Here is a 25,120-nt window from a genome sequence, read left to right as displayed (position 1 = left end):
AAGCCTTTGGCCGGCGGAAGCAAACTCAGATCAGCTTGAGCCGCCGCGCGAATCCGCCGAGGCCTTCGCGGTCGGCGCGAGTGAGGCCGTTGCGCATCGCCAGCCAGCTCGTGCCCCACCAGATCGCGACCAGCACTACGAAGCGCAGCGGCCCGCCGAGCGCCTGCACCGCGAGCCCCATCGCGGCGACGCCGATCAGCGCGATGCCGAGCCCGACCACCAGCCGCGAATCGAACGGCGAGGCGCCGTCGCTGATCCAAAGCTCGATCGTCGCCACCCAGGCGGGCGCGACGACCCCCGCCGCGACGGCGATCGCCATCCCCAGCGCGCCCATTGACGGCACGAGCAGCGCCGCGAGCACGATCCACAGCGCCACCGAGATCAGGCTGTTGAGCAGGGGCAGCCCGCGGTGCCCGATCATCTCGACGATCGCGCTCGCCGGACCGACGATTGCCTCGAACGCGCGCGCGGCGGAGAGGATCGTCAGGATCGCAAGCGCGGGCAGCGCCTCGCGCCGGTAGACGCTCAGCAGGTCGCGCCCGGCGAAGACCATGAAGCCCGCGAGCGGCACCACCAGCACAGTCGAGACGCGGCTGGCGAAATGATAGAGCGCCGCGATTGCCTGCCGGTCGACGCGCGCCTGCGCCGAGGAGAGCGGCGCGAGGACGTACTGGAAGGCCTGGCGGACGATATAGGGGACGGTCGAGAGCTTGCGCCCGACTTCGAACAGCCCCGCCGCTGCGGCGCCGGCGCCGCCGGGGATGGCGAGGTTGAGCACCACCGGCGGCGCGTCGATCAGCGCGCGGGTCGATAGCGCCGAGGGGAGGAGGGCGAGGCCGGTGACGGCGACGTTGCGGGCGAGCGCGCGGTCGATCGGCGCTCGCCAGAGCAGGCCGAGATCGTAGTAGCGCCCGAGCAATCGGAGCGAGAGCGCGGCGGTCAGCGCGAGGCTGGCGAGGTGCGCAACGACAAGGCCGATGTGATGGAGCCCGATCGCGAAGGTGAGCCCGGCGAAGACGATCCGGACGATCTGCTCCCAGAACAGCCGGAGGCGAATCTCGGGCCCGAAGGCGCGCCTCGCCCGCGCCGCGGACGTCGCGACTTCGACGAAGGTCCACAGCGGCAGCGCCCAGGCGAAGATCGCAATCGCCAGCGGCAGCTGCGCTGCATCTTCGGGCGCGGCCGAGATCGTCGAAGCGATCGGTCCGGCGAAGAGCGTGATCGCCAGCGCCGCGAGCGCGGTCATCCCCAGCGAGAGCGCGAGCGCGAACTTGACCGCGCCATGCGCTCTTGTGTCGTCGCCCTGCTGGGGCACGACGCGCTGGAGCGCGCTGGTCATCGACAGGTCGAGCAGGTTGGAGAGGAAATTCACCCCGCCCCACAGCACGACGTAGACGCCGTATCCGCCCAGCCCGAACAGCCAGATGTACCAGGGCTGCGCGAGCGCCTCGATCGCCACGCTGATCCGCGCCAGCCCGGCAAGGCCTGCCCCGCGCGCGACGTCGCTTCGGGTTACCTGGTTCACGCGGGCAAGCTCAACGCACCGCCCCCTGGCGGAGCAGGCGGGGCAGCAGCACCAGCGCGCCGACCAGCGGCCAGCGGCGCTGCCAGGGCTTTACTTCGATCTTGGTGCCAGCGTGGCGGTTGATCTTCCACGCGAGGTAGTCGACGCCGCCCGAGAAGGTGGTCAGTGCCTTGGTGAGCCGCAGCACGCTCAGCCGCTTGCCGCGGCGGCGGAAGCGATCCCAGCCTGCCGCGGCATCGACGGGCAGGGCGGGGAGCACTGCCACCTTGGCGAAGGCGCGGTAGCGTTCGGGGTCCTGCGCGACGATCTTCGCCGCGCGGTCGCCGCGCTCCGCGCGCAGCTCGCACGAATAGGTAAGCTCGAACCCGCGCCGCCACACGCCCAGTGCATCTTCGCCCGCAGCCATCGGCATCGCCCAGGCAAGCAACGTCGGCGCCGCGCCGCTCACGCTCGCGACCATGCTCTCGCGCGCCGCCTCGTCCACCGCCCAGGCAATCCGGCTCGGCTGGGCGAAGCGCGCCCAGACCGACACGTCGCCCGCGCCGATCCCGCAGCGCTCACGGAAGTCGGCTTCGCTCAGCACGGCGTATTTCGCGCTGAGCCCGTCGTGGACGAAGGGAAAGACGTTCGGCGGCAGCACGCGGTTCGCGAACGCCAGCCAGCCACCGCCATAAGCGGCGCGATAGTCCGAGACGATCAGGTAGAAATCGAGCATCAGCCCGTCGAGCTGGCTCTCGCGCAAGCACGATCCGTAGAAGAGCACTGCGCGCGCCGCATCGCCCACCGTCGCCGCGATCGCCGCCGCCATCGCCGCCGCGCGCGGGTCGACCGGCGCGGCCAGCTCGCCGCGGACGAGATCAGAAAGAGCGGCAGGATCGCGCATCGTTCGGCCGTAGAGCATGATGGGGTTTGATTGAACCTCAACCGTCATCTCGGCGAAGGCCGGGAGCCAGGGTCACGAGCGAAGCCGTGTGCTGCCCTGCGTCCCGGCTTTCGCCGGGATGACGAAGGAAGGAAAGGTCAGCGCGGTTCGGGGATCAGCAGCGCGCTCGCCGCCTGCGAGCCCGCGCCGGCGCCCTGCGGCATCAGCGAGACATCGCCCGGCAACGCTGCGCCCTGCGCATGCGAATGGCCGAGGTTGACGAAGCGCACCTGGCGCGACGGGCGCAGGATCAGCGGCTTGCCCTGGGTGGCGCGGAAATGCTCGCCGTCCATGATCACGTCGGTCGGACCTTCCTCGAAGCGGATATCCTCGCCGCTGACGAGGTGGACGCCCGGCACCGGCGTGAGACCCAGCCGGCCGGTGAGTCCCGCGATCACCGCGCGCAGCACGGTCGAGCCGCGCCGCTCGATCGCGAGCAGCTGCAGCGTGCCTTCGCGCTCGGCGGGGATGGTGCCGGTCAGCACCAGCGCGCGCAGCGTCGAGACCATCAGCACCTGGTAGCGGCCCTTGAGCCGCTCGCGGCGGCCGATGCCGATCGCCATCTCCGAAGCGCGCGGGGGCAGGAAGCGCGACGACCAGTCGGTCGCCGCCGAGATCATCCCCGCCACCACGGTGATCGCATGTGCGAGCCAGTTCGGGATGCCGAGCGGGTAGAGCTTGTGCCGGCAATAGAGCAGCACGTCCGCCAGCGCGCCTGCGGCGAGGAACATGCCCAACGCGGGGCGACGCTCGTCGCCGGTGTCCACACTGATCAGCTGGCGCCCGACGACATGCGGTTCCACGCCCTGCTGCGCGATCGCGACGATGCGCTCGAGCGCTTCGATCGGGTCGCCGGTGGCGCCGAGGTCCTTGGCGATGAGGTTGGTCTTGCCGTTGGGCAGCACCGCGATCGGCGGCAGCGGGCGATCGGGCGCCCCTTCGCCATAGAGCTCGGTGAGCGCCGCCTGCACTGTCCCGTCGCCGCCGTTGAGCACGAGCACCTGCGGCTTGGCGAAGGCGATCTTGGTGAGCACGTCGGCGATGTCGTTCGACCGGCTCTCGATGTGGAGGATGTCCGGGCGCGCGGCGCAGAACGCCCGCACGCGGTCCAGTCGCGTCTTGTTTCCGTCCGAAGACGGATTGGAAAGGACCGCAACCAAGGCCATCGACGAACCGGAACCCCTTTCTGCAACAACCCCCCTTCGGGGCTCACACCGGGTACGCAACAGTGACGCCAACCCTGGCCACGACGCGCTAATCGCCGCGGAACGAGGCATTATTACGACCGCATCAGTACCGAAGTCGTGCCCGCCGCCCGACGTTTGCCGCCGTCACGCCCCGCCCTTCCACCATACCTATCGGTACAGATAGCCTTTGTTCAAGCTGAAACAAGGAGGTGAAAGGCGCAAGATCGCCTTTTGTTGGGTCGTGCCATACCCGAACGGGTATCCCGACTAGACGAAGGGATGGTCCGAGGCCTTTCAGACCTCCGGAAGCCGTCATCCCCGTGAAAGCCGGGACGACGACGCGAGCGCTGGGAATCCGACTTAGTGCTGCGCCGGCTGCGTCCCATTGTCCTCGGGCAGCTTCGAGGTCATGCCGGTCGCCGCCGCATCGTCATAGGTCTGCGATTCCGAACTGAACTCGGACGTGGTGGTGTTGCCCGTCGTGGCCGCCGTCGGAGTCGCGCTCGGCGTCGCCACCGGCTCGACCAGGTTCATGTCCATCGCGTTCGACGTTTCGACGAACTCGCCGGCATTGGCCGCCTCGTTGACCGGCGCGTCCTTGGGGCCGCCGCAGCCCGCGAGCAGCGCGGCGCTGCCCAGCGCCGCCGCGATCGCCACCTGGCGAAGGTTGATCCGCATCATCGTCAATCTCCCTGAGTTATTCGCCGGCTGGGTTACTTGCCGGCCGCTGCGGCCTTCGACGCCGACCGCGCCTCGATCTTCGCCGCCAGCGTCTTGTCCCAGCCATAGGGATCGCCGCGGAAGTTCATGATGCCGTCCTGGCCCTGGAACGCGGTCCAGTAGAGCAGGAATACCGCCACCTGGTTCTCGGGCGAGAGCGGCACGCGCACCGTATCGCCCTTGTCGACCGCGGCCTGCAGTGTCTCGGGCGGCCAGGCCGCTTCGTTGCGGAGCAGCAGCCGCGCGAGCGGCGCGGGCTTCTCGAGCCGCACGCAGCCATGGCTCGCGAGCCGGTCGAAGCTGTTGAACGTCGCCTGACTCGGCGTGTCGTGGAGGTAGACGGCGTAGGGGTTCGCGAAGTCGAACTTGTAGCGGCCGAGCGCGCTCTTGCCCGGCACCTGCTGCAGCCGCTTGTTCGGGCCCTCGCCGATCACCTTGAAGCCGTGCGATGCCAGATAGGCCGGCCCCTTGGGGAACAGTTCCTTGGCGGCGATGCCCGGGGGCACGTTCCAAGGTGGGTTGAGCACGATCGAATGGATCTTCGACTGGAGCATCGGCGTCTCGCGCCCGCCCGGTGCGCCGGTGACGGCTTTCATCGAGGCGATCGGCGCATCGCCGTCGAACACGGTGAGCACCGCCGCGGCGATGTTCACCTGGATGCGGTTCTTGGGCAGGTCACCCGGAAGCCAGCGCCAGCGCTCCATGTTAGCCATGATCTGGCGGACGCGGTCGGCGGCGGGCACGTTGAGCGCCGCGCGAGTCTGCGCCGCGACCGCGCCGGTGGGGTTGAGGCCATAGCGCCGCTGCGCGCGCTTCACGGCCTCGGCGAGGTCGGCGTCGTAGGTGTCGCTCGTCGTCGCGACCTGGGCATCCTCGATCGCCAGCCGCTTGCGCAGCGCGATCACCCGCGCGCCGGTGGTGCCGATCGTCAGGTCGGGCCCGGCGGCGAGTGCGGACCAGCCGCCCGCGGCGTCGATGCGACGATAGGTGTCGAGGCCCTTCCGCAGCCCGTCGTAGCCCGCGTAGCGCGGCCAGAGCGACTCGATCCAGCGCGCCAGGTCGTTGCGCTTCACCGCGTCGGCGAAGGCGGGGAGGGGGTCATAAGGCGCGGGGCGCAGGCCCCAGTTCGGGTCGAAGTCGCCCGTGTCGAGCCGGCCCGAATGCACCGCATGCGCATAGTCGAGCGCGGCGCGGACCAGCGCGTCATTGTCGGTCCCCGCGAGTTCGTCCGCGGGCGCCGTGCGCACCAGCCCGTGCGAGAAACGGCCTTCGCTCAGCAGCGTCGCTAGCTGAAACGCCTGGGTGGAGGTGAGCACCGGCAGCGGCGCGGGGGCGGCCTGCTGCACCGGCACCATCGGCGCGGTCTGGGGCGTCGGCGGCGTGCCCGTCTGCTGGGCAAGGCCTGTCCCGGCCAGAAGACCCAGTACCGCCAGCAAGGACCCTGCCTTCGCCATCGTCTTGCCCCGCCCAAGAATAGTCACTCGCTTCGTCGCTCCTGATACACGTTTCGTCGACACTTATCCATAGCAGAGCGATGTTTCGTCAGTGCGTCAACACGACTTCGGAAACCCGCCGCTTGCCGCCCGTGCGGCTCAGCTGCACGAACACGTCGACCGTGGACCGCACATAGTGGCGCACGTCGTCGCGGCCAAGCTGCGTTCCTCCCTGAAGCACCAGTAGAACGATCTGCTCGATCGCGCGCTCGGCCGAGTCGGCATGGACCGTGGTCATCGAGCCCGGATGCCCGGTGTTGATCGCGCGGAGGAAGGCATAGGCCTCGGGTCCGCGCAGCTCGCCGAGGATGATCCGGTCGGGACGCAAGCGCAGCGAGGCGGCGAGCAGGTCGTTCGCGGTCACGCGCGCCTCGCCGAGTTCGCTGCGCGCCGCGAGCAGCCCCAGCGCATTGGCGTGGTGCTGGTGGATCTCGGGGGTGTCCTCGATGAAGATGAGCCGTTCCTCGGGTGCGATCTCGCGGATCAGGGCATTGAGGAACGTGGTCTTCCCCGTCGAGGTTCCACCCGAGACGAGGATGTTCTTGCGCGCGCGCACCGCGGCCGAGAGCATGCCGGCAATGTCGCCGTCCTCGAGCAGCGCGGCAAGCGCGGTGTCGACGTCCGAGCGCTCGGTGCGCTTGCGCCGGATCGTCGCGTCGAACGCGCCCGAGGCGGCATAGTCGTCGAGCGTGAGGTCGGAGGCGAGGTGCTTGCGGATCGCCAGCGCCATGCCGTCGCGCGTCGCGGGCGGGGCGACCATCTGGACGCGCGCGCCGTCGGGCAAGGTCGCTGAGAGCAGGGGATGCTCGCGGCTGATCCCCTGGTGGGTCAGCGCCGCGATCTGCCGCGCGAGCCGGCCGAGCGTCGCTTCGTCGAGCCGCGGCACGTCGTGGCGCTCGATCGCGCCGCCCAGCGTCTCGACCCAGACTTCGCCGGCGCGGTTGACGTAGATGTCGGTCACGTCGTCGCGCGCGAGCATCGGCTCGAGTGGGGCCAAGTAGCTGCGCAGATAGACGCGGCCGTCGTCCGTGCCTTCTGCCGGCTTGGTCGTCATGGCTTGTTGTCGGCCCCGGAGAAATCGAGATCGCGGGCGACGAACACGGTGATGCTCGTCCCCGGGCTCACCTTGAGCGTGGGGGTGACCTGCTGGGTCTGCTGGGTGAGCGGCTGCGTCGTCTGTTGCACGGTGCCGGGCAGCGCGACGATCACCGGCGAATTGGCCGAGCGCGAGGCGAGGTTCACGCCGATGTCGAGCGCCGACTGGAGGATCGCGCCGGTGAAGCGCGCGAAGAAGTGATTGTCGACCTTGGCCTTCATGCCGCCACGGCCGACGGGATCGCTCACCGGCGAGCCGATCGCGATCGTCGCGCCGTCGGGGCGGATCAGGCGGATCCAGTTGACCAGCGCGCGCTTCTGCCCGGGCGAGGCTTCGGCCTGATACTCGCCGATCAGCCGGCTGCCGCGCGGGATCAGGATGCGCGTGCCGTCGAACCCGCGGACGTCCTTGGTCACCATCGCGCGGGCGAGGCCGGGGCGAGTCGAATCGAGCCCGGTCTCGAGCACCGCGGGGATCAGCGTGCCTTGCGGCACCGTGCTCGAGCGATTGGCGAACTGCGCGACCCGGACGCGACCCCCGGCGATGCCGGGGCTGCGCGTGCTGCTGTCGGGCCCCCCGGCGGCGGCGTTGGGCGGCACGGCGCCGGTCGCGCCGGGGCCGCCGGCGGGCGCCTCGCCGCTCGTCGTGTCGATCACCAGCGCGGGATCGCCGGCCACGCGGGGCGGCTGCTGGGGCGCGGCCTGCTGCTGCGGGGGCGCGGGCTGGGGGACGTAGATGATCTGCGGCTGCGGTGGGGGCAGCGCGGGGGCCGGTGCGGGCTGGACCTGCTGCACCGGCGGCTCGACGGGCGCGGACGGCGGGGGCGGCGGCACGTAGAGCGGCGGCGCCTCGGCCCCGGGCGAAGTGCGATCGAGCGCGCCGGGCTTCACCGCGGGCGCGTTGAGCGACTGGCGCCGCGCGTCGAGCACCGTGAACAGCAGCACGCCGAGCACGGCCATGAAAATGGCGATCATCGCCCACGAAAGGCCTTGCCGCGGCAGCGCGACGATGGGGGCGACGCCCTGCGGCGGGGTTGTTGGATTCGGCGGCTGAGGCTCGAGCCGGGGATCGCCGGGCGGGACGGTCGCCATCAGTCGGTCCCTCCGCCGGACGCCTTGGCGGACCCGGCGTCGGCGACCACGCCGACCCTGGTCGCGCGCGCGACCTGCTTGTCGAGCCGGAACACCAGTCGCGCCATCACGCTGTCGATCACATAGATGCCGTCGCGCATGTTGCCGTTGACCAGCGCCTCGCGCCCGGCGTCGTCGATCGAATAGACCGCGGGCAGCGGCTTGTCGGCGGGCCATTCGATATAGGTCCTGGCGCCGTCGTCATCGATGCCCGCCGGGCGGATCGCCCGCGCGCCGCTCACCTTGTAGCGGCCGCGCGAGCCGGCCGGGATCGCCGTCGTCGTCGCGTTCGCGCCGCCGGCCGGCTGCGCACCGGGCGCGGGCGGCGGCGCCGGATAACGGAAACGAACCGTATAGGCCATGTCAGGCTGCGGGCCGAACAGCGGTTGCAGGTCGAAGGCGTAGGTGCGCACGTCGGTGATGACGGTCATGTTGGTCGCCACGCCCGCCTGGATCGGCTTGATGAACAGCCGGTCGCCGCTCTTGCTGGCGGTGACCTGCCAGGCACCGCTGTCGCCCACCGCGACATTCTCGATATGCTCGTCGCCGCCGAGCTCGACCGTGAGCTGATAGCCCGGCGCGCCGCGCAGCTGCACGACCTGCTCCGCGCTATAGTCGACCGACTGGACGCGCGGATCGCCGTTGCCCGGCATCGGGCGCACCTGCGCCGCGGCGGGAAGCGGCAGCAGTGCCGCGACGAGGAGCAGCGCCAGCCTCAAAGCGTCACCTCGACGCCGCCCTTGCGGGCGGGCGGGGTGGGGGCGGGCGTCGGCCGGTTGAGTGCCGGCGCGAGCGGGTTGGGCGCCTCGGTCCCCGCCGCGCCGCGCGTCGCCTGGACCTGCGGCGCGACGTCGCCCGGCTGCGCCGGCTGGAGCGCCTCGGCGCTGCGCTGGTAGCGCGTCACCTGGAAGCCGAGCGGGTTCACGAACCGGTCCTCGGCGCTCATCGGCTCGTTCGAATAGCGATACTGGATCATCGCCACCCAGGCCTGGGGCGGCGAGACGTTGCCGCCGCCGTCGCGCCGGATCGTGTCGAAGCGCACCATCGCATTATTGCCCGCCATCGGCGTCACGCTCTTCACGCGCGTCTCGAGGATCGAGCTGCGCGGCATGCGCGCGAGCAGGCTGTCGGGGTTCGAGGCCTGCGAGCCTGCGACATAGTCCTGCCGCGCCTGGCCGAACGACCAGAGTGCCACCTTGCGGTAATTGGCCTGGATCGCATTGATGTCGAAGCTCTCACGCCCGATGACATATTGGACGAGGAAGCTCTGCGTCAGCGCGGTGTTGCCTGCGATCTGCGAGGCCTCGAGCGGCTTGAGCGCCTGGACATAGCCGGTCTGCTTGTCGACGAGCAGCGTGTAGGGCTCGACCGTCTTGAGCGGCGCGAGCTGCCACAGCGCGAACGCTTCGATCAGCGCGATCAGCCCGAATACCGCCGCGACGATCCACGCCACGCGCCGCGAACCGGCGAGCGCCGCCTGCTGGTCCTTCCCCCAGCTTTCGGCCTGCTCGTAATAGGCGTCGAGCTGCTCGCGAGCCTTCATCTTCATCATCGTCGATCCCGTCGGCCGGCGCTGCCGGTGGCGCGGTTGCGCGCGCGGCGGCCCTGGCTCTGCCCCAGGGGCACATTAGTGTGTGTCGGCACGTCGCGCGAGAGCCCGGTCGCGGCAGGCAGGCGCGATGGCGATCCGCTGCCGCCGGCCGCCGCGACGCGCACCTCGCGCCGCTGCGCCGCTGCGACGGCCTCGGCGACCGCGACGGCGCGCGACCGTTCCGCGGCGGGCGTCTCGCGGCCGCCTCCGCCGGTGCGCGCTTGCGCCGTCTCACCACGCAGCGCCGACGCGACCTGCTCCGAGGCGGTTCGCCAGAGCTTCGGCAGCCGGAACCCGGCGGCAACCTTCGCCGTCGCGAAGATCGCGCCCGCGAGCACCAGCGCGAACACCAGCATCACCACGAAGATCTCGACCGGCGCGCCGGTGATCCCCAGGTCGGCCTGGCGCATCGCGAGCAGATAGGCGAGCCAGGGCTCGACCAGCGCAAGCTCGGCGCCGAGCACCAGCGTCACCGCCAGCGCGCCCAGCGAGGCGCCCGCCAGCGCGCGCACCCAGCCTTCGAACAGCCCCCGCGTCCCCTCGAACAGCAGGAAGGCGATGAACAAGGGCCCGAGCGCGAGCAGCAGCCCGCTCACCAGCCGCACCGCTGCGAGCGCGCCGATCGTGCCGACCAGGAAGAAGATGCGGGACCAGCCGAGCGCCGAGACTTCGAACAGATCGGGCGGCGCCCCCACCGGCTCGACGACGAGCTGGGGCTTGCCGTTCACGACTTTCTCGCGCGTGACCGTCTGGCCCTTGTTGGCCTTGCCGACTCCATATTCGTTGAGCAGGATCAGCGCCGCGTCGACGCCCTGGAGCCTGCCGACCAGCCCGCCCTGGCTCCCGGGCAGGCCCGTGCTGCCGCCGATCTCGCCGGCGACCTGGGCAGGCCCGCGCAGCGCCACGTCGTAGGCGAGCGTGCGATAGGCCGACCAGCTCGTCGCCAGCGCGAGCACCACGCCGATCTTGACCAAAGTGATCACCCCGTCGCGCGCGCTGGGCGTATGGCCGAGCAGCATGCGATAGCCGTAGAGCGCGATCACGATCGTCAGCATCGCGGTCAGCGCGATCGATACGCCCGATCCCGGCGCCGCGAGCGCGTGATAGCCGCCTTCGCCGATGTTCTGCGCCTGGCAGTCGACGAAATCGAGCATCCCGCGCACGAAGCCGTCGCCATAGGAGAGCGGACGGCAGATCATGCGACTTCCAGCAGGCGCGGGATCCACAGCGCGGGATCGTCGCCCTCGACCGCGCGAATCTCGTCGAGCAGCCGCACGGTGCGCTCGCGGCCCGAGAGGATCGTCAGCAGGTCGCGCTCGCCGGTGAGGTTGAGCCGCGCCACCACGCTCTCCGCGCCGTGCTTGATCAGGAAGCAATGCGCATTGTCGGGCAGCGACTTGACCAGCTCATATTCGTGGCTGGTGAGCCCGAAGCCCTCGATGTAATCCGCGGCGCGCGCCTTGGGGTTGGCCATGAAGATCTGCGTCGCGGCCTGCTCGATGATCGCGCTCGCGATGCGGCTCTCGAGCGCGTCCTGCGCGCTTTGCGTCGCGAAGCCGACGATGCCGTTCCTCTTGCGGATCGTCTTTTCCCAATCCTTGATCCGCCGGACGAAGATGTCGTCGTCGAGCGCCTTCCAGCCTTCGTCGACGACGATGATCGACGGGCTGCCGTCCAGCCGCTCCTCGACGCGGTGGAAGAGGTACATCATCGCGGGCGTGCGCATCGCCGGATCGTCGAGGATCTGGGTCATGTCGAAGCCCACCGCGCTGACGGTGAGGTCGGTGCGATCGACCGGATTGTCGAACAGCCAGGCGCGTTCGCCGTCGCCCCACCAGGGGCGGAGCCGCGCCCAGAGGTCGGCGCCGTGCGGGCGGTGGCTGCCGCGGAACAGCTCGGCGAGGTGGCGCAGGCGCCGATGCTCGAACGGCTGCTCGAAGTTGGCGTCGATCGCGTCCTTGATCCGCGCGGTCTCGTCGAAGTCGGCGCCGCCCGCGAGCAGCGCGATCCAGTCGATCAGGAACTGGCGGTTCGCCGGCGTGTCGGGGAGCTGGAGCGGGTTGAGCCCCGATTCGACGCCGGGACGAAGCTGGTCGTAGCGCCCGCCGATCGCGCGGATGAACAGTTCGGCGCCGCGGTCCTTGTCGAAGAAGACGATGTTGGGCGCGAACTTGCGCGCCTGGGCGAGCAGGAAGTTGAGCACCACCGTCTTGCCCGAGCCCGAGGGCCCGATCACGGTGAAGTTGCCGAGGTCGCCCTGGTGGAAGTTGAAATAATAGGGGCCCGCCGCGGTCGTCTCGAGCAGCGTGACCGCGTCGCCCCAATGGTTGCCGCTCGCTTCGCCCTGCGGGAAGTTGTGCCCGCTCGCCAGCCCCGCGAAATTGCCGGTCGAGACCAGCCCGCGCCTTGCGATATATTTGAAGTTGCCCGGGAACTGCGCCCAGAACGCGGGCTCGAGCGCAATCTCCTCCCGCACCGCGAGGATGCCGAGGTCGGCGAGCGCGGCCTGGACTTCGGCCACGCCCTCGTCGACCTCCGCCGGGCTCGCGCCCTTCACGGCGATCGACATGTGATGCTCGCCGAACCCCGCGCGGCCCGCGGCGACTTCGTCCTTGGCATTGGCGAGGTCGGCGCGCAGGCTCACCGCTTCGTCCTCGGCCGACTTCATCCGGCGGAGCGCGAGGTTCATCCGCCCCAGCGCGGCCTGGCGCTCGACGAAGCCGAAGCTCTGCGAGACGCTGAGCTCGAAGGGGAGGCGGAGCAGCTCGTCGAACATGCCCGGCGCGGTCTGGCCGGGGTAATCCTTGATCGAGACGATCGCCTGGAAACTCCGCGGCGTCGCGCCCGTCGGCCCGAGCTCGATCGTCTCCTGACCGAAGCTCACCCGGCGATAGGGGAGGTAGAGCCCGAGGTCCTGCATCGGCAGCAGCACCGGGCGCATCTCGCCGTGATAGAGGCCCGAGAGGAATTCGAGCGGCTCGGAGCAGGGGCCCTGCTGGGTCTGGTAGACGCCGAGCAGCCGCGGGCCATAGGCGGCGAGGGCCGCCATCAGCGCGTCGCGCGCGACGTCGAGCTGGCGCAGCTCATAGGCGCTGCCCGCCTCGTCGCCCCCGACCACCGGCTTGCCCAGCCACTCGCGGACCCGGTCGATCATGCCGACGCGGCCCTGCATCGGGCGACGGATCAAGGTCAGGAACAGGTCGTTGACGTAGAGCTGCTTGGTCGAGAGCCGCGCCTGCCAGGCGGCATCGAGCTGCGCCGAGAAGGCATCGGGGAACTCCGCCGCCAGCTCGGGACCGACGCGGCGGCGCAGGATGTGGTGGTAGACCGCGAAGCGCGACGAGCCGATCGCCTGCAGCATCGCGTCGCGCAGCCGCTTGCGGTAGTTGAGCTCCTCGGTGTCCGCGGTCTCGAAGAGCAGCCCGCGCAGGTGGATCACCTGCATCAGCATGCCGTCGCGCGTCTCGATGGTGAAGTCGTCGACATGCCGCGCGTACGGCAGGTGCCGCCCGGCCGGGGCCTCGCGTTCGGCGGCGCGGCTGTCGCGCGTCAGGGGCGGTAGGAGTTGCATCGCCAGATCGCGTAGTTCTTCACGCGCGGGCAGCGGCTCTGCCTGGTGAGCCACAGGTCGAGGAAACGCGGCTCGCGCACGCACAGCACCACGCCGATGCCGTGGATCACCAGCGCGGCGAGCAGCACCCAGACCGACTTGAAGATCAGGAACAGCTCGGTCGCGATCACGGCGTTCAGGATGAAATAGCTGTAGGTCACGCCCGCGAACATCTGCGGCCGCGTGAGCGCCACGAACAGCGTGTCGCGCTCGAGCCCGTTCACGTCACTGCCCCATCTGCGCGGTGGACTGGATGCCGGCGACGATGCTGGCCGCGCCGAACAGGATGAAGCAGCCGAGGATCACCGTCGCGCCGTAGCGCCAGTTGATTCGGCCGGTGAGCATCAAGAGGCCGACGGTCGCCACCGCGATCACCGCTACCACCGTCGCCACCGTGCCGAGCAGCGTGCCTTCGAGCCAGCGCACCGCCGAGACGATCACGCCCGAGCCCTGCGGGTCCTCGAGCGACTGCGCCTGTGCCACGCCGGCACCTGCCGCCGCCCACAGTCCGGCCACCCAGGCCGCCGCCTTCTTCGCCCGGTCGAAAGCCACGCCTACCCTCACCATGATTCGTCCCCCAAAACCGCGCGATACTGCGCCGCCCCGCGTCCAAAGCCAAGTGAATAGCCAATTGTTCGCGATATCCGGGGATCGGGTTGAATAGTGCGGCCCGCTGTGCTGCATGCGAAGCATGCGGGGTAAAGAAGCCGAGCAGATGATCGTGCGGCGCGGCGCCGGGCTGATCGAGGCCGAGGTCGACGGTGAGATGGTCGCGCTCCACGTCGACAACGGTACCTGCTATTCGTTCAACGGAACCGCGACGCGCATCTGGCAGCTGATCGCCGAGCCGCGCTCGCTCGCGACGATCTGCGCGGCGCTGGTCGAGGAATATGAAGTCGACCCCGCCGAGTGCGAGGCGGACGTGCGCGTGATGCTCGACGACCTCGCGACCGACGGCATCGTCGAGTTCGGCTAGCCTTCGATCGCGTCGAGCCGGCCAAGCACATGGTCGACGATCGCTTCGATCCCGGCTGGATCCCAGGGGCGGCGGAGCTCGAATACCGGGACCTCGCGCGCGATCGCCACGCAGCTCCCGAAGTGCCGCTCCGAATCCCCGACCAGCGGGACGTAGACCCCGCGATAGGTGTTGGCGACCAGCGCCTGGATCGCTTCGCCCGCGGGAAGCCGACGGAGCGAGATGCCCGCTTCGCCGGCGTCCGCGAGCACGAAGATCGCGCGCAGCGGCAGCGCCTCGGGTGACCGACCCGCGCCGACGGGAACGACATATTTGTCCATGCCCTCGAACGCCGCGTCGAGATCCCCGGTGTCGCGACCGCTGCGCTCGACGGCGTCGCGCCACAGCCGGATGCGCGGCACCCCGGGCTGGACCTGGTGGCCCCGGGGAGTGCGGGTGATCGCCGAGACGTCGTCGGCGAGCAGCCGGTGCCCGCGATCGAGGAAGGCCGCGGCGAGGGTGGATTTGCCTGCGCCCGACTTGCCCGAGAAGAGGATCGCGCCGCGATCCGTCTCGATGGCATTGGCATGGAGCGGCAGCGTTCCGCGCTGGTGGAGCAACGCCGCCATCGCCGAACCGAGCAGGAACAGGCGGATGTTCTGCGCCGGCGTGCCGGCTTCCGCGTCGACGGTGATTCGGCTGCCGTTCTCGACCCGGTAGCGCACCCCCGGCGCCTCGAGAAAGCCGATCCCGGCGGCGGCGCGCAGCCCGAGCATGCGCTCCGCCCCGGGCGGGTCGAGGACCTCGCCGAGCGCGATCCGCACCTCGGCCGTGGCCCCCTCGGGTGCGGCGGGCAGTTCCGGAAGCGCGATCGACGAAGCGAGGGTGAGGCCGAATAACCGATAATGGTGCAACGCTGCCCCTTTCGCTGGCCCCGGGGGTGCCGGCTGGACCAAGTCAAATGCCTCCGAATGCGATGCCTTCGCGCGATCCAGCAAATTGTGCCCAATTGACAACAATCTACATTAGGAATCTGCGACGGCGTCGGCTTCGACGGAACCAACACGGAATGTTAGTGCTTGAAGCGAGTATAGTGAATGCGATATGCGAAGTAAGAACAAAGGGGACAGGGTGCATGACCAACACGCAGGAAAAGTCCAACGCCGTCGTCAAGCTCGCCGTGCGCTCGAATTGGCAGCGTCCTCAGGTTCGCCGCGTGCGCGCGGGTGAAGCGGAGATCACGAGCGCCGACGTCAACGCGGACGACATTTTCTCCTGAGTTGCGGCGTCCGCTGCCCGCGGGCTGCTGATAAGGACTCCAAGTGTCGGCCGTCGCGGGGTTTTGGCGGATTGCAGGTGATTTCGATTCCGGCGCCGAGTGCCGGCGGATGCTTGCATCTCAACGAATTTACGGGCCTCATGCTTCCGATTTGCGGGAGGATGGGGCCCTTGCCATTGGCCGTTGTCTTCATCGGCTTCTTCCTGAGGACCTCCACGATCGCCAGCCACTGACCGGTGGCGACGGGCGTTTTCTGCTGGTCGCCGATGTGCGGCTCGACGATCGCGACGACCTTGCCCGTGCCTTGGGGCTGGAATCGCATGCCCGGATGAGCGACGCCGCGCTGCTGCTCGCCGCCTGGGAACGCTGGCAGTATCGCGCCTTCGATCATCTGTACGGCGACTATGCCTTCGCGATCTGGGATGCTGGCGAGCAGCAATTGATCCTGGCGCGCGATGCGCTGGGCGCGCGGCCGCTTCACTATCACATCGCCGGCGATTTCGTGGCCTTCGCGTCCATGCCCAAGGGCCTGCATGCGCTCGCCGAAATCCCCTACGCCGCCGATGAGCAGCGCTCGCTCGAGTTCCTGGCGCTGCTGCCGGAGACCGGACCGCGGAGCTTCTTCGAAGGCGTCAACCGCGTCGAGCTCGGCCAGGTCGTGACGATCGATCGCGGCGGGATCACGATGCGCCAGCATTGGCAGCCGAGCGACCGGCGGCTTCGCTTCGCCTCGCCGGACGATTATATCGAGGCGGCTCGCGAGCAGCTGGATCGAGCGGTGGCAACGCGGCTGCGTGGCGCCGGCGACAATGTGGGAGCACAGCTGAGCGGCGGGCTCGACAGTTCGGGCGTGGCGGCGACGGCAGCTCGGCTGATGGCTGGGCGCGGCGGACGCGTCACGGCCTTCACTGCAATACCGCGGCCGGGCTACGACCATCCGATGCCGGTCAACGCCTATGGCGACGAGAGCGATCTCGCTGCCGCGACTGCCGCGCTGTATCCCAATATCGAGCATGTCCTGGTCCAGCCCGACGGAAATACCGTGCTGGACCAGCTCGACCGCGACTTTCACTTGTTCGAGCGCCCGCTGGTCAACGCGCACGTCTGGCATTTCAAGCGCGGGATCAACGCGGAGGCCGCGCGTCGCGACATCCATGTGATGCTCAGCGGCACCATGGGCAACATCACGCTCAGCTATTTCGGCAGCGAGCTGTTCGCCGAGCTTGCCGCGCAGTGGCGGCTATGGCGGCTGTATCGAGAGGGCCGCGCGATGGTGCGCGATCGGCGCGCGCGCTGGGTGGGGGTGCTCGGCTCGGCCTATGGGCGGCATCTGCCCGGCACGCTCTGGAGCGGCCTGCATCGCTGGCGCCGCGACGTGGGCCGCAGCCTGGAGGAGATCACGGCGGTTCATCCCGATCGGCTGGCCGAGCTCGAAGCGGCAGCGCCGGCGATGGATGCCGATTTCCATTATCGCCCGCGCGCGCGCGCGTTCGACGTGCGGCTGTGGGGAATGCGCCGCGTCGACATGGGCAATTACCGCAAGGGTATCCTTGCCGGCTGGGGGGTGGATCTGCGCGACCCGACGGCCGACCGGCGGCTCGTCGAATTCTGCCTGTCGGTGCCGACCGAACATTATCTCTCGAATGGACTGCCGCGCGCGCTGGCGCGGAAGGCGCTTGCCGACCGGCTTCCGGCCCGTGTGCTGGCCGAGCGCCGCCGCGGTGCGCAGGCCGTCGACTGGCACGAGGGAATGACTGCGGATCGCGAGCGGCTGCGCGAGGAGATCGAGCGGCTCGAGCAGGTGCCCGCGGCGGCCGCGTCGCTCGATCTCGAGCGGATGCGCGCGCTGATCGATGCCTGGCCCGATCAGGGTTGGCATACCAAGCCGGTCGAGGTCGCCTATTGCTTCACGCTGCTGCGTGGCGTGGTGAGCGGCCATTTCCTGCGCAAGGCTTCGCGCAGCAACGCCTGACCGGCGGAGCCTCGACCCCGGAGTTTGATCCATTCGGGCGGGTTGGTGCCGCCTCGATTCAGCGCGGCTGAATCCGACTCTGGAACGAGATGACGCCAAGTTGGCTGTGGCTCGACGCAATTCGTCGCGCTCCAAAGGGTCGCGAGTCCGCAAGAGGGGCGCCCAAAAGCAAAGGGCGCGGCAATCGCTTGCCGCGCCCCTTTTCGATCGGCTTTCGCCGGCTTATTGGTACGGGTCGGTGCCGGTGAAGGTGCCGTCGGCCGTGTTGCCCGAGAGCGCATTGCTCGCCGGCGAGAAGCTGCGGACACCCAGGCTGGCGCCAGGCGCGTTCGCGAACACGCCCGAGGTCGAATTGCCCGCGATCACGCTGCGGCCGATGCGGATCACCGCCGTGCCGCCGTTGGTCGAGGCGCCGCGCGCGTTGTTCGACATCGATGAATCGAGCACCGTCACCGTGGCGCCCGTCGTGCTCGCCGGCGTGACGACCGCAACACCCGAGGCCGAATTGCCGTCGAAATTGCTGCCGGTCACCGTGACGAGGTTGCCCGGGCCGGTGTTGCCCGTCGTGTTCACGAGCAGACCGTTGTTGGTGTTGCTGATCGAGCGCGTGTTGACGATCGATGCCTTGGCCGAGCCGGTGCCGGTCGGCTGGATCACGATGCCGCCGCCGACGCCGGTATTGCCGTTGCCGGACAGCGTGACGTTGTCGACCACCAGCTTGGCGGCCCCGCTCGGCGAGAAGGTGATGCCCGAGCCGTTGGACGTGTCACGGAAGTTGCGGATGATCGAGTTGCGGACGGTCAGCGCCGCACCCGAGATGAACCACACCCCACGGATGCCCGAGCCACCGGTCGAATAGCCGATACCCTCGATATCGATGCCGCTGATCGTCACCACCGCGGTGCCGGCGCCGCCGTCGTTGATGATGAAGCCGTTGGTGCCCGAAACGAGCACGCCCGCGCCGACCTCATCGCAGATGATCGTCATCGACTTGGTGATCGTCACGGCGCCGAAGCCGCCCGGATCGATGCAGTTGATCTCGCCGCCCGCGGCGGTCTTCGAAATTGCGCCCGCGAACGTCTTGCACGGCGCGGTGCGGCTGCACGGATTGACATCGTCGCCGACGCCCGAAACCCAGGTCCGCGTCGCCTGGGCCGAAGCCTCGGACGTGAGGAAGGTGGTTCCGCCGAGGATGAACGCCCCCGCCAGAAGAAGTCGTGCACTCTCCCTAATCATGATGCCCTCCGATTTATGGTTTTCCCCAAAGGCTCCGTGATTCTACAGTAGCGCCGCGCGAGTACAAGCAGGGTCGGGAAATAAATCGGCAACCATGTTTTTTGATCCAAATCAGTCATTTGGATCAACTATTGAAGAAAGCCGAAAGAGCCGCGTCAGTCGATCGACTTGAGCGCGGCGATCAGCCGGTCGACCTCCTCTGCCGTGTTGTAATGGCAGAGTCCGACGCGGACGAGCCCGCCATCTTTCGCGAGTCCAAGTCTTTCAATGACTTCGACCGCATAGAAATGGCCCGACCAGGCATAGATGTCGGCCGCGCCGAGGTGCTCGGCGATCGCATCGGGATGATGGCCCCCGATCGTGAAGGCGAAGGTGGGCACGCGCCCGTCCATCGTCGGCGGGCCCCAGAGCTTGAGCCGCGGCACGCTCGTCAGGCCCGCGAGCAGCCGCTCGCCGAGCGCCCGCTCGTAATCGCCGGCGGCATCCATCGCGGCGACCAGCGCGGCACGCCGGCTGTTCGCGCTCGGATCGATCTCGCGGCCGAGCCATTCGAGATAGTCGATCGTGCCGAGCACGCCGCCCTGGCCTTCGAACGACGGCGTGCCGCTCTCGAAGCGATGCGCGCCTTCGTCGCCCGCGGGGCGGACCTTGTAGGCCGGCACGGTCCCGACCACTTCACCGCGCGCCCAGAGCACGCCCTGGTGCGGGCCGAAGAACTTGTAGGGCGAGCAGGCGAGGAAATCGGCGCCGAGCGTCGCGACGTCGACCGCGAGATGCGGCACGGCCTGGACTGCATCGACGTAGACCAGCGCGGGCGAGCGCGCGCGGACGTGCGCGATCGCTTCGGCGACGGGGTTGATCGTGCCGAGCGCGTTGCTCGCGAAGCCGAGCGCGACGAGCCGGGTGCGCGGGCCGAGCAGGGGGAGGATCGCATCGGCCTCCCAGCGGCCGGTCTCGGGGTCGAAGTCGATCCAGCGCACCGTCGCGCCGCGGTCGCGCGCGGCGAGCAGCCAGGGGGCGACATTGGCGTCATGGTCGAGCCGGGTGAGGATGATCTCGTCGCCCGCTTCCCAACTCGCCGAGAGTGCGCGCGAGACGGCGAGGGTGAGCGAGGTCATGTTCGGGCCGAAGGCGATCTCGTGCGGCTGGCCGCCGAGCAGGTCGGCCATTGCGGCGTGCGCCGAATCGCTCAGCGCATCGGTCTCGACCGAGGTCTGGAAGGCGCCGCCCGAATTGGCGGTGCCGCTCTCGAGGTGGGCGACCATGCGGGCGATCGCCGGCGCGCAGGCCTGGGTGCCGCCGGGCGCGTCGAAATAGACGCGAGGCCCCAAGCGGCCGGGTTGATGGAGCGCCTTGAATTGCGCGCGGACCGCGTCGATGGGGAAGGTCATGGCCCCGCATAGGGGCGAGGCAAGGGACAAGGCAATGATCCGCACCGGAGTGATCGGCTATGGGCTGGGCGGGATGGCGTTCCATGCGCCGCTGGTGGCGGCGGTGCCGGCGCTCGAGCTCGCTGCGGTGGCGACTTCGCGCGCCGGACAGGTGCACGAGCGCTATCCGGAGGTAGCGGTCACCGATGCGGACTCGCTGATCGCCGATCCGTCGATCGAACTCGTGGTGATCTCGACGCCCAACGACAGCCATTTCCCGCTCGGCAAGGCAGCGCTCGAGGCGGGGAAGCATGTCGTGATCGACAAGCCCTTCACCAACACGGCTGCAGAGACCGAGGCGCTGATCGCGCTGGCCAGGGCCAAGGGTCTGGTGCTCAGCGCCTTCCACAACCGTCGCTGGGACGGCGATTTCCTGACGGTGCGCGACCTGATCGCCTCGGGGCGGCTGGGCGACGTGATGCTGTTCGAGGGGCGCTGGGATCGCTACCGCCCCGAAGTCACCAGCGGCTGGCGCGACGTGCCCGACGTCGGCTCGGGAATGCTCGCCGACCTTGGGCCGCACCTGATCGACCAGGCGCTGATGCTGTTCGGCGCGCCGGAAGCGCTGAGCGCCGACATCGCGCTCCAGCGGGACGGGGCGCGGACCAACGACTATTTCGAGCTGACGTTCTTCTACGGCGCGCGGCGCGTGATCCTCTCGGCCTCGCGGCTGGTGGCGAACCCGCGGCCGCGCTTCGCGGTGCACGGCAAGCTGGGCAATTTCGTGAAGTACGGGCTCGATCCGCAGGAACCCTGGATGAAGGCGGGCGGCAGCGCAACGGCGGAGGCGTTCGGAGTCGAGGATGCGGCGAACCACGGCCTGCTGACGCTGGGCGACGGGACGCGCGAGACGGTCGCGACCGAGCGGGGGGATTACAAGCGCTTCTACGCCGGCGTGGCGCGGGCGATCGCCGACGGCGGCGAAGCGCCGGTCACCGCGGACGACGCGCTCACCGGGCAACGGATCATGGAGCTGGCGTGGCAGAGCTCGAACGAGGGGCGGCGGGTGGCGTTCGGCTGAGGCTATTTCTGGAACCGGTCGGACCTTCACCTGGATCGTCATCCCGGCGAAAGCCGGGATCCAGGGCAGCGAGCGACGTCCTCTGTAACCCTGGGTCCCGGCTTTCGCCGGGATGACGATTTAAGTTGCTCAGATTCCAGGCTGGTAATTAAGGCCGCCACCCCGCCTTCAGGCTCCGCGCCGGCAGCGTCACCGGCACCGTCGCCCTGATATCGCGCGAGGAAGCGCCGAGCATCACCTGGTAGGTGCCCGCGGCGATCTTCCAGCCGTGGCTCTTCTGGTCCCAGACGGCGAGCAGCCGCGGGTCGATGTCCAGCGTCACGCTCTGCGCTTCGCCCGGCTTCAGCTCGAGCTTGCGATAGCCGCCCAGCCGCTTGGGCGCTTCCCAGCCGTGCCCCGCGACATAGACCTGCGCGACGTCCATCCCCGCGACGCCGCCCGTGTTGGCGACGGTGAACGACACCCGGATGGTCCCCGCAGCGGCCTTCGCCGCCAGCCCCGAATAGGCGAAGCTCGTGTAGCTCAGCCCGTGGCCGAACGGGAACGCCGGCTCGAGGCCCTTCGCGTCGTACCATTTGTACCCGACCGTCGCGCCTTCGCTGTAGACGGTGTCGCCCTTGTTGGGCGCCGAGGGCTTGGGCAGCTGCTCCAGCGACGCGGGGAAGGTTGCGGGCAGATGGCCCGAGGGATTCACCTTGCCGAACAGCACGTTCGCAATGGCCTTCCCGCCCTGCGTCCCCGGGTACCAGGCCGCTAGGATGCCCTGCACCTTGTCGCGCCACGGCGTCAGCACCGGCCCGCCGGTCTCTAGCACCACCACCGTCCTGGGATTGGCGGCGACCGCGGTGGCGATCATCTCGTCCTGCTTGTCGGCGAGCGTCAGCGACACGTCGAACGCCTCGCCGGCCCATTGGGTGGCGAAGACGATCACGACATCGGCCTGTTTCGCGGCGATCTCGGTCGCCTTGGGATCGACGCCGTCGGCATAGACGACCGTCGCATTGGGGGCGAGCGCGTGGATCGCCTCGAGCGGCGAGTCGGGATAATACATCACCGGCCCCGGCCAGCTCGTCGGCGCGACGCCGGGCGCGGCATTGCCGCCGACCGGATAGACCAAGGACGAGCCGCTCCCCGCGAGCACGCCCGCATCGGCATGGCCGCCGATGACTGCGATCGTCTTCACCGAGGGCGAGAGCGGCAGCACGCCGCCCGCGTTCTTCAGCAGCACGATGCCTTCCTCGGCATCGGCGCGGGTCACCCGGGCGTGCTCGGCGAGCATCGCGGGGGCGAGGTCCATCGGCGCATCGGCGATCGGATTGTCGACCACGCCGTGGCGGAACAGCGCGTAGAGGATGCGCTTCGCCATCAGGTCGAGCTGCGCCTTGCTGACCTCGCCCTCCGCCACCGCTTCCTTGAGCGGCGCGCCGAAATAGCCCTGCGAGCTCAGCCCAAAGCCCGAATCCTGGTCGAGCCCGGCGTTGGCGGCGGGCGCGGTCGAATGCGTCGCGCCCCAATCGGCCATCACATAGCCCTTGAACCCCCAGTCGCCGCGCAGCACCTTGGTGAGCAGCCAGGGATGCTCGCAGGCGTGCGTGCCGTTGACCTTGTTGTACGAGCACATGATCGAGCCCGGCTCGCCCGCCTCGATCGCGAACTGGAAGGCGAGCAGGTCGGACATTCGTGCGGCCTTCTCGTCGATCACCGAATTGCCCGCGCCGCGGTCGGTCTCCTGGTCGTTCACGGCATAGTGCTTGATCGTCGAGACGATGTCGTTCGACTGGATGCCCTTCACCTGCGCGCCGACCATCGTGCCCGCGAGCCAGGGGTCCTCGCCGCCGTATTCGAAGTTCCGCCCGTTGCGCGGCTCGCGCATCAGGTCGACGCCGCCGGCGAGCATCACGTTGAAGCCCGAGGCGCGCGCCTCCGCGCCGATCATCGCGCCGCCCTTCCAGGCGAGCTCGGGGTTCCAGGTCGCCGCGGTGGCGAGGCCCGAGGGGAGGGCGGTGCGCAGCCGCTTCTGCGCTGCCGCGCCCTGAGTCGCGACGCCGATCCCTGCGTCGGTCTCCCATTGCGGCGGGATGCCGAGCCGGGGGATGCCGGGAATATAGCCCGCGCTGCCCGGTCGCGCCTCGGCCGGCGCCTTGAACGCCGCGCCGTGATCGGTGCCGAAATAGCCGAAGACGAGGCTGAGCTTCTCATCCTCGGTCATCGCCGCGACCGCGAGCTCGGCGCGCTTCTCGGGCGGCAGCGCGGGGTTGAGCCAGGGATGCGCAGGCGCCGCGGCGGCGGGCGGCGCGCCGGGATCCGATTGCGAGCAGGCCGGTCCGGCAGCGAGCACCAGCACGAGTGCGCCCAGCGGCGCGGCCAGCGTGTGGCGGCGGAAATTCGTCATGGTCCCCTCCGGTGTGACTTGTCAGCGTTGTCACTCAGTCATTTATGCGCCAAGGATAGGATCGGCGCCAGTCCATCGGCTGGCGAAGAAGCTAGGCGCGGGAAGCGGCTTTTGCCAAGCTGTTCCGAAAAGGCGCCGGCACGCAGGAGAGGGAGAGGGGTTTTGGCAACACGACAAGCATCCGGGAGCACGGGCGCGGCCTTCGCCGCGGTGACGGTGCTGTTCTTCGCCTGGGGGTTCATCACCTCGCTGGTCGACCCGCTGGTCGCCTCGGTGAAAGGCATCTTCACACTCAGCACCTTCCAGGCGCAGGCGGCCGCCTTCGCCTTCTTCATCGCCTATGGCGTCGCGTCCTTCCCCGCGGCGGTGATGCTGTCGCGGCTCAAGTCCATCCCGACGATCCTCGTCGCGCTGTGCACGATGATCGCGGGCTGCCTGGTGATGCTGGCCGCGGCGAATCTCTCGAACTTCTGGCTGGTGCTCGTCGGCCTGTTCATCCTCGCCAGCGGCATCACCGTGCTCCAAGTGGCGGCGAACCCGCTCGCCGCCGCGCTCGGCGATCCCAAGGGAAGCCATTTGCGGCTCACGCTCAGCCAGACCTTCAACTCGCTTGGCACCTTCATCGGGCCGCTGCTCGGCGCGCACCTGTTCCTCAAGGGCGTTGAAGTGAAGGAAGGCATGGTGGTGACCGAAGCGGTGCGCGCGAACGCGCTCGCCGGCATCGACATGGCCTATCTCTGGATCTCGGGGCTGATCGCCGCGCTCGCGGTGTTCTTCTGGCTCAGCCGCCGGGTGGTGACCGCCGCCGCGCCGCCGCCCTCGGCCAGCGCCAACGTGCTCGAGGCGTTCCGCTCGCCCTGGGCGCTGTTCGGCGGTCTCGCGATCTTCCTCTACGTCGGCGCCGAAGTCTCGATCGGCACGCAGATGGCGCTGTTCCTCAACAGTGACGGCATCTGGGGCCAGTCGGACGCGCCGTTCGGCGTGCCGTTGCTCGGGCTCGCGATGGGCAGCGACGGCGTCCATGGCGTCTCGCTGCAGGAGGCCGGCAAGGCCGTCGCCTTCTATTGGGGCGGCGCGATGGTGGGCCGTGCGATCGGCTCGGTGCTGCTCGGCATGGTCCGCGCGCACCGGCTGCTCGCGCTGTTCACGGCGATCGCCGCGGCGATGTGCGTCTATGTCTTCGCGGTCGGCGGGGTTACCGCGGGCTTCGTCGCGCTGTGCATCGGGCTGTTCAACTCGATCATGTTCCCGGTGATCTTCACGCTCACCCTCGAGCGCTCGAGCGCGAGCGAGGAAGCGACCTCAGGGCTGCTGTGCTTCTCGATCATCGGCGGCGCGTTCATCCCGCTCGCGGTGGGCAAGCTCTCGGACGTGATGCACAGCTTCACCACACCGCTGATCATTCCCGCCGCCTGCTATGCGGTGCTCTGCCTGTTCGCGATCGCTGCGGGCGGAGCGAGGGTGGTGCGCGGCGAGGACGAGCCGTCGATCGCGTCGATCCACTGAGCGCCATCGAATGACGGCACCGGCCGCCCAGGGACCGGGCGGCCGGCGCCGATAC

The 25,120-nt window shown here is 69.3% G+C and carries 22 protein-coding genes; 5 read left to right on the top strand and 17 right to left on the bottom strand.

Annotation, left to right across the window (positions count from 1 at the left end; genetic code table 11):
- Positions 1 to 25: 25 nt before the first annotated feature.
- The 13 genes from J7495_RS05110 to J7495_RS05050 all read right to left on the bottom strand — a co-directional run bounded on the left by J7495_RS05110 (position 26) and on the right by J7495_RS05050 (position 13,841).
- Positions 26 to 1,525: a polysaccharide biosynthesis protein gene (locus tag J7495_RS05110; protein ID WP_294055022.1), complete on the bottom strand. Its 1,500-nt coding sequence runs from the start codon at positions 1,523 to 1,525 to the stop codon at positions 26 to 28.
- A 10-nt stretch (positions 1,526 to 1,535) separates the two neighbouring features.
- Positions 1,536 to 2,426 carry a hypothetical protein gene (locus J7495_RS05105; protein ID WP_294055021.1) on the bottom strand — a complete coding sequence of 297 codons (891 nt, stop codon included), beginning with the start codon at positions 2,424 to 2,426 and terminating at the stop codon, positions 1,536 to 1,538.
- Between the two features lie 119 nt (positions 2,427 to 2,545).
- Positions 2,546 to 3,613 carry a diacylglycerol kinase family protein gene (locus tag J7495_RS05100; protein WP_294055019.1) on the bottom strand — a complete coding sequence of 356 codons (1,068 nt, stop codon included), beginning with the start codon at positions 3,611 to 3,613 and terminating at the stop codon, positions 2,546 to 2,548.
- Positions 3,614 to 3,994: 381 nt separating this feature from the next.
- A complete protein-coding gene (locus J7495_RS05095) occupies positions 3,995 to 4,315 on the bottom strand; it encodes a hypothetical protein (protein WP_294055017.1) in 321 nt (106 codons plus the stop codon).
- Between the two features lie 32 nt (positions 4,316 to 4,347).
- Positions 4,348 to 5,808: a L,D-transpeptidase family protein gene (locus tag J7495_RS05090; protein WP_294055072.1), complete on the bottom strand. Its 1,461-nt coding sequence runs from the start codon at positions 5,806 to 5,808 to the stop codon at positions 4,348 to 4,350.
- Positions 5,809 to 5,896: 88 nt separating this feature from the next.
- The gene (virB11, locus tag J7495_RS05085) at positions 5,897 to 6,901 is read right to left on the bottom strand and encodes a P-type DNA transfer ATPase VirB11 (protein WP_294055016.1); all 1,005 of its coding nucleotides are present in this window, start codon (positions 6,899 to 6,901) and stop codon (positions 5,897 to 5,899) included.
- Positions 6,898 to 7,917 carry a TrbI/VirB10 family protein gene (locus tag J7495_RS05080; RefSeq protein ID WP_294055014.1) on the bottom strand — a complete coding sequence of 340 codons (1,020 nt, stop codon included), beginning with the start codon at positions 7,915 to 7,917 and terminating at the stop codon, positions 6,898 to 6,900. The genes virB11 and J7495_RS05080 overlap by 4 nt, the downstream gene beginning before the upstream one ends.
- A 116-nt stretch (positions 7,918 to 8,033) precedes the next feature.
- Positions 8,034 to 8,792, bottom strand: coding sequence for a TrbG/VirB9 family P-type conjugative transfer protein (locus J7495_RS05075; protein WP_294055012.1), 759 nt, complete (start codon positions 8,790 to 8,792; stop codon positions 8,034 to 8,036).
- Positions 8,789 to 9,625, bottom strand: a complete 837-nt coding sequence (locus J7495_RS05070) for a virB8 family protein (RefSeq protein ID WP_294055011.1) — start codon at positions 9,623 to 9,625, stop codon at positions 8,789 to 8,791. Before J7495_RS05070 ends, J7495_RS05075 begins: the two co-directional genes overlap by 4 nt.
- Positions 9,622 to 10,863 carry a type IV secretion system protein gene (locus J7495_RS05065; RefSeq protein WP_294055009.1) on the bottom strand — a complete coding sequence of 414 codons (1,242 nt, stop codon included), beginning with the start codon at positions 10,861 to 10,863 and terminating at the stop codon, positions 9,622 to 9,624. The genes J7495_RS05070 and J7495_RS05065 overlap by 4 nt, the downstream gene beginning before the upstream one ends.
- Complete coding sequence (locus tag J7495_RS05060) at positions 10,860 to 13,235, bottom strand: VirB4 family type IV secretion system protein (RefSeq protein ID WP_294055007.1); 2,376 nt, start codon at positions 13,233 to 13,235, stop codon at positions 10,860 to 10,862. Before J7495_RS05060 ends, J7495_RS05065 begins: the two co-directional genes overlap by 4 nt.
- On the bottom strand, positions 13,214 to 13,498 hold the full coding sequence (locus J7495_RS05055; protein WP_294055005.1) for a type IV secretion system protein VirB3: 285 nt from the start codon (positions 13,496 to 13,498) through the stop codon (positions 13,214 to 13,216). Before J7495_RS05055 ends, J7495_RS05060 begins: the two co-directional genes overlap by 22 nt.
- Position 13,499: 1 nt before the next feature.
- On the bottom strand, positions 13,500 to 13,841 hold the full coding sequence (locus J7495_RS05050) for a TrbC/VirB2 family protein (protein WP_294055003.1): 342 nt from the start codon (positions 13,839 to 13,841) through the stop codon (positions 13,500 to 13,502).
- A 124-nt stretch (positions 13,842 to 13,965) separates the two neighbouring features.
- Between J7495_RS05050 and J7495_RS05045 the strand changes: the two genes are divergently transcribed.
- Positions 13,966 to 14,250, top strand: coding sequence for a PqqD family protein (locus J7495_RS05045; protein ID WP_294055001.1), 285 nt, complete (start codon positions 13,966 to 13,968; stop codon positions 14,248 to 14,250).
- Here the strand turns inward: J7495_RS05045 and J7495_RS05040 are convergent.
- The gene (locus tag J7495_RS05040; protein ID WP_294054999.1) at positions 14,247 to 15,143 is read right to left on the bottom strand and encodes a hypothetical protein; all 897 of its coding nucleotides are present in this window, start codon (positions 15,141 to 15,143) and stop codon (positions 14,247 to 14,249) included. The genes J7495_RS05045 and J7495_RS05040 overlap by 4 nt on opposite strands.
- A gap of 221 nt (positions 15,144 to 15,364) precedes the next feature.
- Between J7495_RS05040 and J7495_RS05035 the strand changes: the two genes are divergently transcribed.
- Positions 15,365 to 15,508: a hypothetical protein gene (locus J7495_RS05035; RefSeq protein ID WP_294054997.1), complete on the top strand. Its 144-nt coding sequence runs from the start codon at positions 15,365 to 15,367 to the stop codon at positions 15,506 to 15,508.
- A 109-nt stretch (positions 15,509 to 15,617) separates the two neighbouring features.
- Positions 15,618 to 17,480 (top strand): asparagine synthase-related protein, encoded by a 1,863-nt coding sequence (locus J7495_RS05030; RefSeq protein ID WP_294054995.1) that lies wholly within the window; start codon positions 15,618 to 15,620, stop codon positions 17,478 to 17,480.
- Between the two features lie 222 nt (positions 17,481 to 17,702).
- On the opposite strand, the gene J7495_RS05025 is transcribed toward J7495_RS05030, so the two are convergent.
- Positions 17,703 to 18,716 carry a hypothetical protein gene (locus tag J7495_RS05025; RefSeq protein WP_294054993.1) on the bottom strand — a complete coding sequence of 338 codons (1,014 nt, stop codon included), beginning with the start codon at positions 18,714 to 18,716 and terminating at the stop codon, positions 17,703 to 17,705.
- A gap of 155 nt (positions 18,717 to 18,871) precedes the next feature.
- Positions 18,872 to 20,107, bottom strand: a complete 1,236-nt coding sequence (locus J7495_RS05020) for a cysteine desulfurase-like protein (RefSeq protein WP_294054991.1) — start codon at positions 20,105 to 20,107, stop codon at positions 18,872 to 18,874.
- A 34-nt stretch (positions 20,108 to 20,141) separates the two neighbouring features.
- Here J7495_RS05020 and J7495_RS05015 point away from each other — a divergent pair, with 34 nt between their 5' ends.
- The gene (locus J7495_RS05015) at positions 20,142 to 21,167 is read left to right on the top strand and encodes an oxidoreductase (RefSeq protein ID WP_294054989.1); all 1,026 of its coding nucleotides are present in this window, start codon (positions 20,142 to 20,144) and stop codon (positions 21,165 to 21,167) included.
- A 148-nt stretch (positions 21,168 to 21,315) separates the two neighbouring features.
- On the opposite strand, the gene J7495_RS05010 is transcribed toward J7495_RS05015, so the two are convergent.
- Positions 21,316 to 23,559 carry a glycoside hydrolase family 3 C-terminal domain-containing protein gene (locus J7495_RS05010; RefSeq protein ID WP_294054987.1) on the bottom strand — a complete coding sequence of 748 codons (2,244 nt, stop codon included), beginning with the start codon at positions 23,557 to 23,559 and terminating at the stop codon, positions 21,316 to 21,318.
- 162 nt (positions 23,560 to 23,721) lie between these two features.
- Between J7495_RS05010 and J7495_RS05005 the strand changes: the two genes are divergently transcribed.
- Complete coding sequence (locus tag J7495_RS05005; RefSeq protein WP_294054985.1) at positions 23,722 to 25,065, top strand: MFS transporter; 1,344 nt, start codon at positions 23,722 to 23,724, stop codon at positions 25,063 to 25,065.
- Positions 25,066 to 25,120: the final 55 nt, after the last annotated feature.

This window comes from Sphingomonas sp., from assembly GCF_017745215.1.
Taxonomy (GTDB): domain Bacteria; phylum Pseudomonadota; class Alphaproteobacteria; order Sphingomonadales; family Sphingomonadaceae; genus Sphingomonas.
This window is presented reverse-complemented; position numbering and strand designations above follow the sequence as displayed.

Excerpts from the sequence above, each read along its gene's own strand:
- J7495_RS05030 (WP_294054995.1), top strand. The coding sequence starts at position 15,618 with ATGCTTGCATCTCAACGAATTTACGGGCCTCATGCTTCCGATTTGCGG.
- J7495_RS05090 (WP_294055072.1), bottom strand. The coding sequence starts at position 5,808 with ATGGCGAAGGCAGGGTCCTTGCTGGCGGTACTGGGTCTTCTGGCCGGG.
- virB11 (WP_294055016.1), bottom strand. The coding sequence starts at position 6,901 with ATGACGACCAAGCCGGCAGAAGGCACGGACGACGGCCGCGTCTATCTG.
- J7495_RS05015 (WP_294054989.1), top strand. The coding sequence starts at position 20,142 with ATGATCCGCACCGGAGTGATCGGCTATGGGCTGGGCGGGATGGCGTTC.
- J7495_RS05020 (WP_294054991.1), bottom strand. The coding sequence starts at position 20,107 with ATGACCTTCCCCATCGACGCGGTCCGCGCGCAATTCAAGGCGCTCCAT.
- J7495_RS05070 (WP_294055011.1), bottom strand. The coding sequence starts at position 9,625 with ATGATGAAGATGAAGGCTCGCGAGCAGCTCGACGCCTATTACGAGCAG.
- J7495_RS05035 (WP_294054997.1), top strand. The coding sequence starts at position 15,365 with ATGACCAACACGCAGGAAAAGTCCAACGCCGTCGTCAAGCTCGCCGTG.
- J7495_RS05045 (WP_294055001.1), top strand. The coding sequence starts at position 13,966 with ATGCGGGGTAAAGAAGCCGAGCAGATGATCGTGCGGCGCGGCGCCGGG.
- J7495_RS05060 (WP_294055007.1), bottom strand. The coding sequence starts at position 13,235 with ATGCAACTCCTACCGCCCCTGACGCGCGACAGCCGCGCCGCCGAACGC.
- J7495_RS05025 (WP_294054993.1), bottom strand. The coding sequence starts at position 18,716 with ATGATTAGGGAGAGTGCACGACTTCTTCTGGCGGGGGCGTTCATCCTC.
- J7495_RS05050 (WP_294055003.1), bottom strand. The coding sequence starts at position 13,841 with ATGGTGAGGGTAGGCGTGGCTTTCGACCGGGCGAAGAAGGCGGCGGCC.
- J7495_RS05105 (WP_294055021.1), bottom strand. The coding sequence starts at position 2,426 with ATGCTCTACGGCCGAACGATGCGCGATCCTGCCGCTCTTTCTGATCTC.
- J7495_RS05010 (WP_294054987.1), bottom strand. The coding sequence starts at position 23,559 with ATGACGAATTTCCGCCGCCACACGCTGGCCGCGCCGCTGGGCGCACTC.
- J7495_RS05080 (WP_294055014.1), bottom strand. The coding sequence starts at position 7,917 with ATGATCGCCATTTTCATGGCCGTGCTCGGCGTGCTGCTGTTCACGGTG.
- J7495_RS05100 (WP_294055019.1), bottom strand. The coding sequence starts at position 3,613 with ATGGCCTTGGTTGCGGTCCTTTCCAATCCGTCTTCGGACGGAAACAAG.
- J7495_RS05065 (WP_294055009.1), bottom strand. The coding sequence starts at position 10,863 with ATGATCTGCCGTCCGCTCTCCTATGGCGACGGCTTCGTGCGCGGGATG.
- J7495_RS05095 (WP_294055017.1), bottom strand. The coding sequence starts at position 4,315 with ATGATGCGGATCAACCTTCGCCAGGTGGCGATCGCGGCGGCGCTGGGC.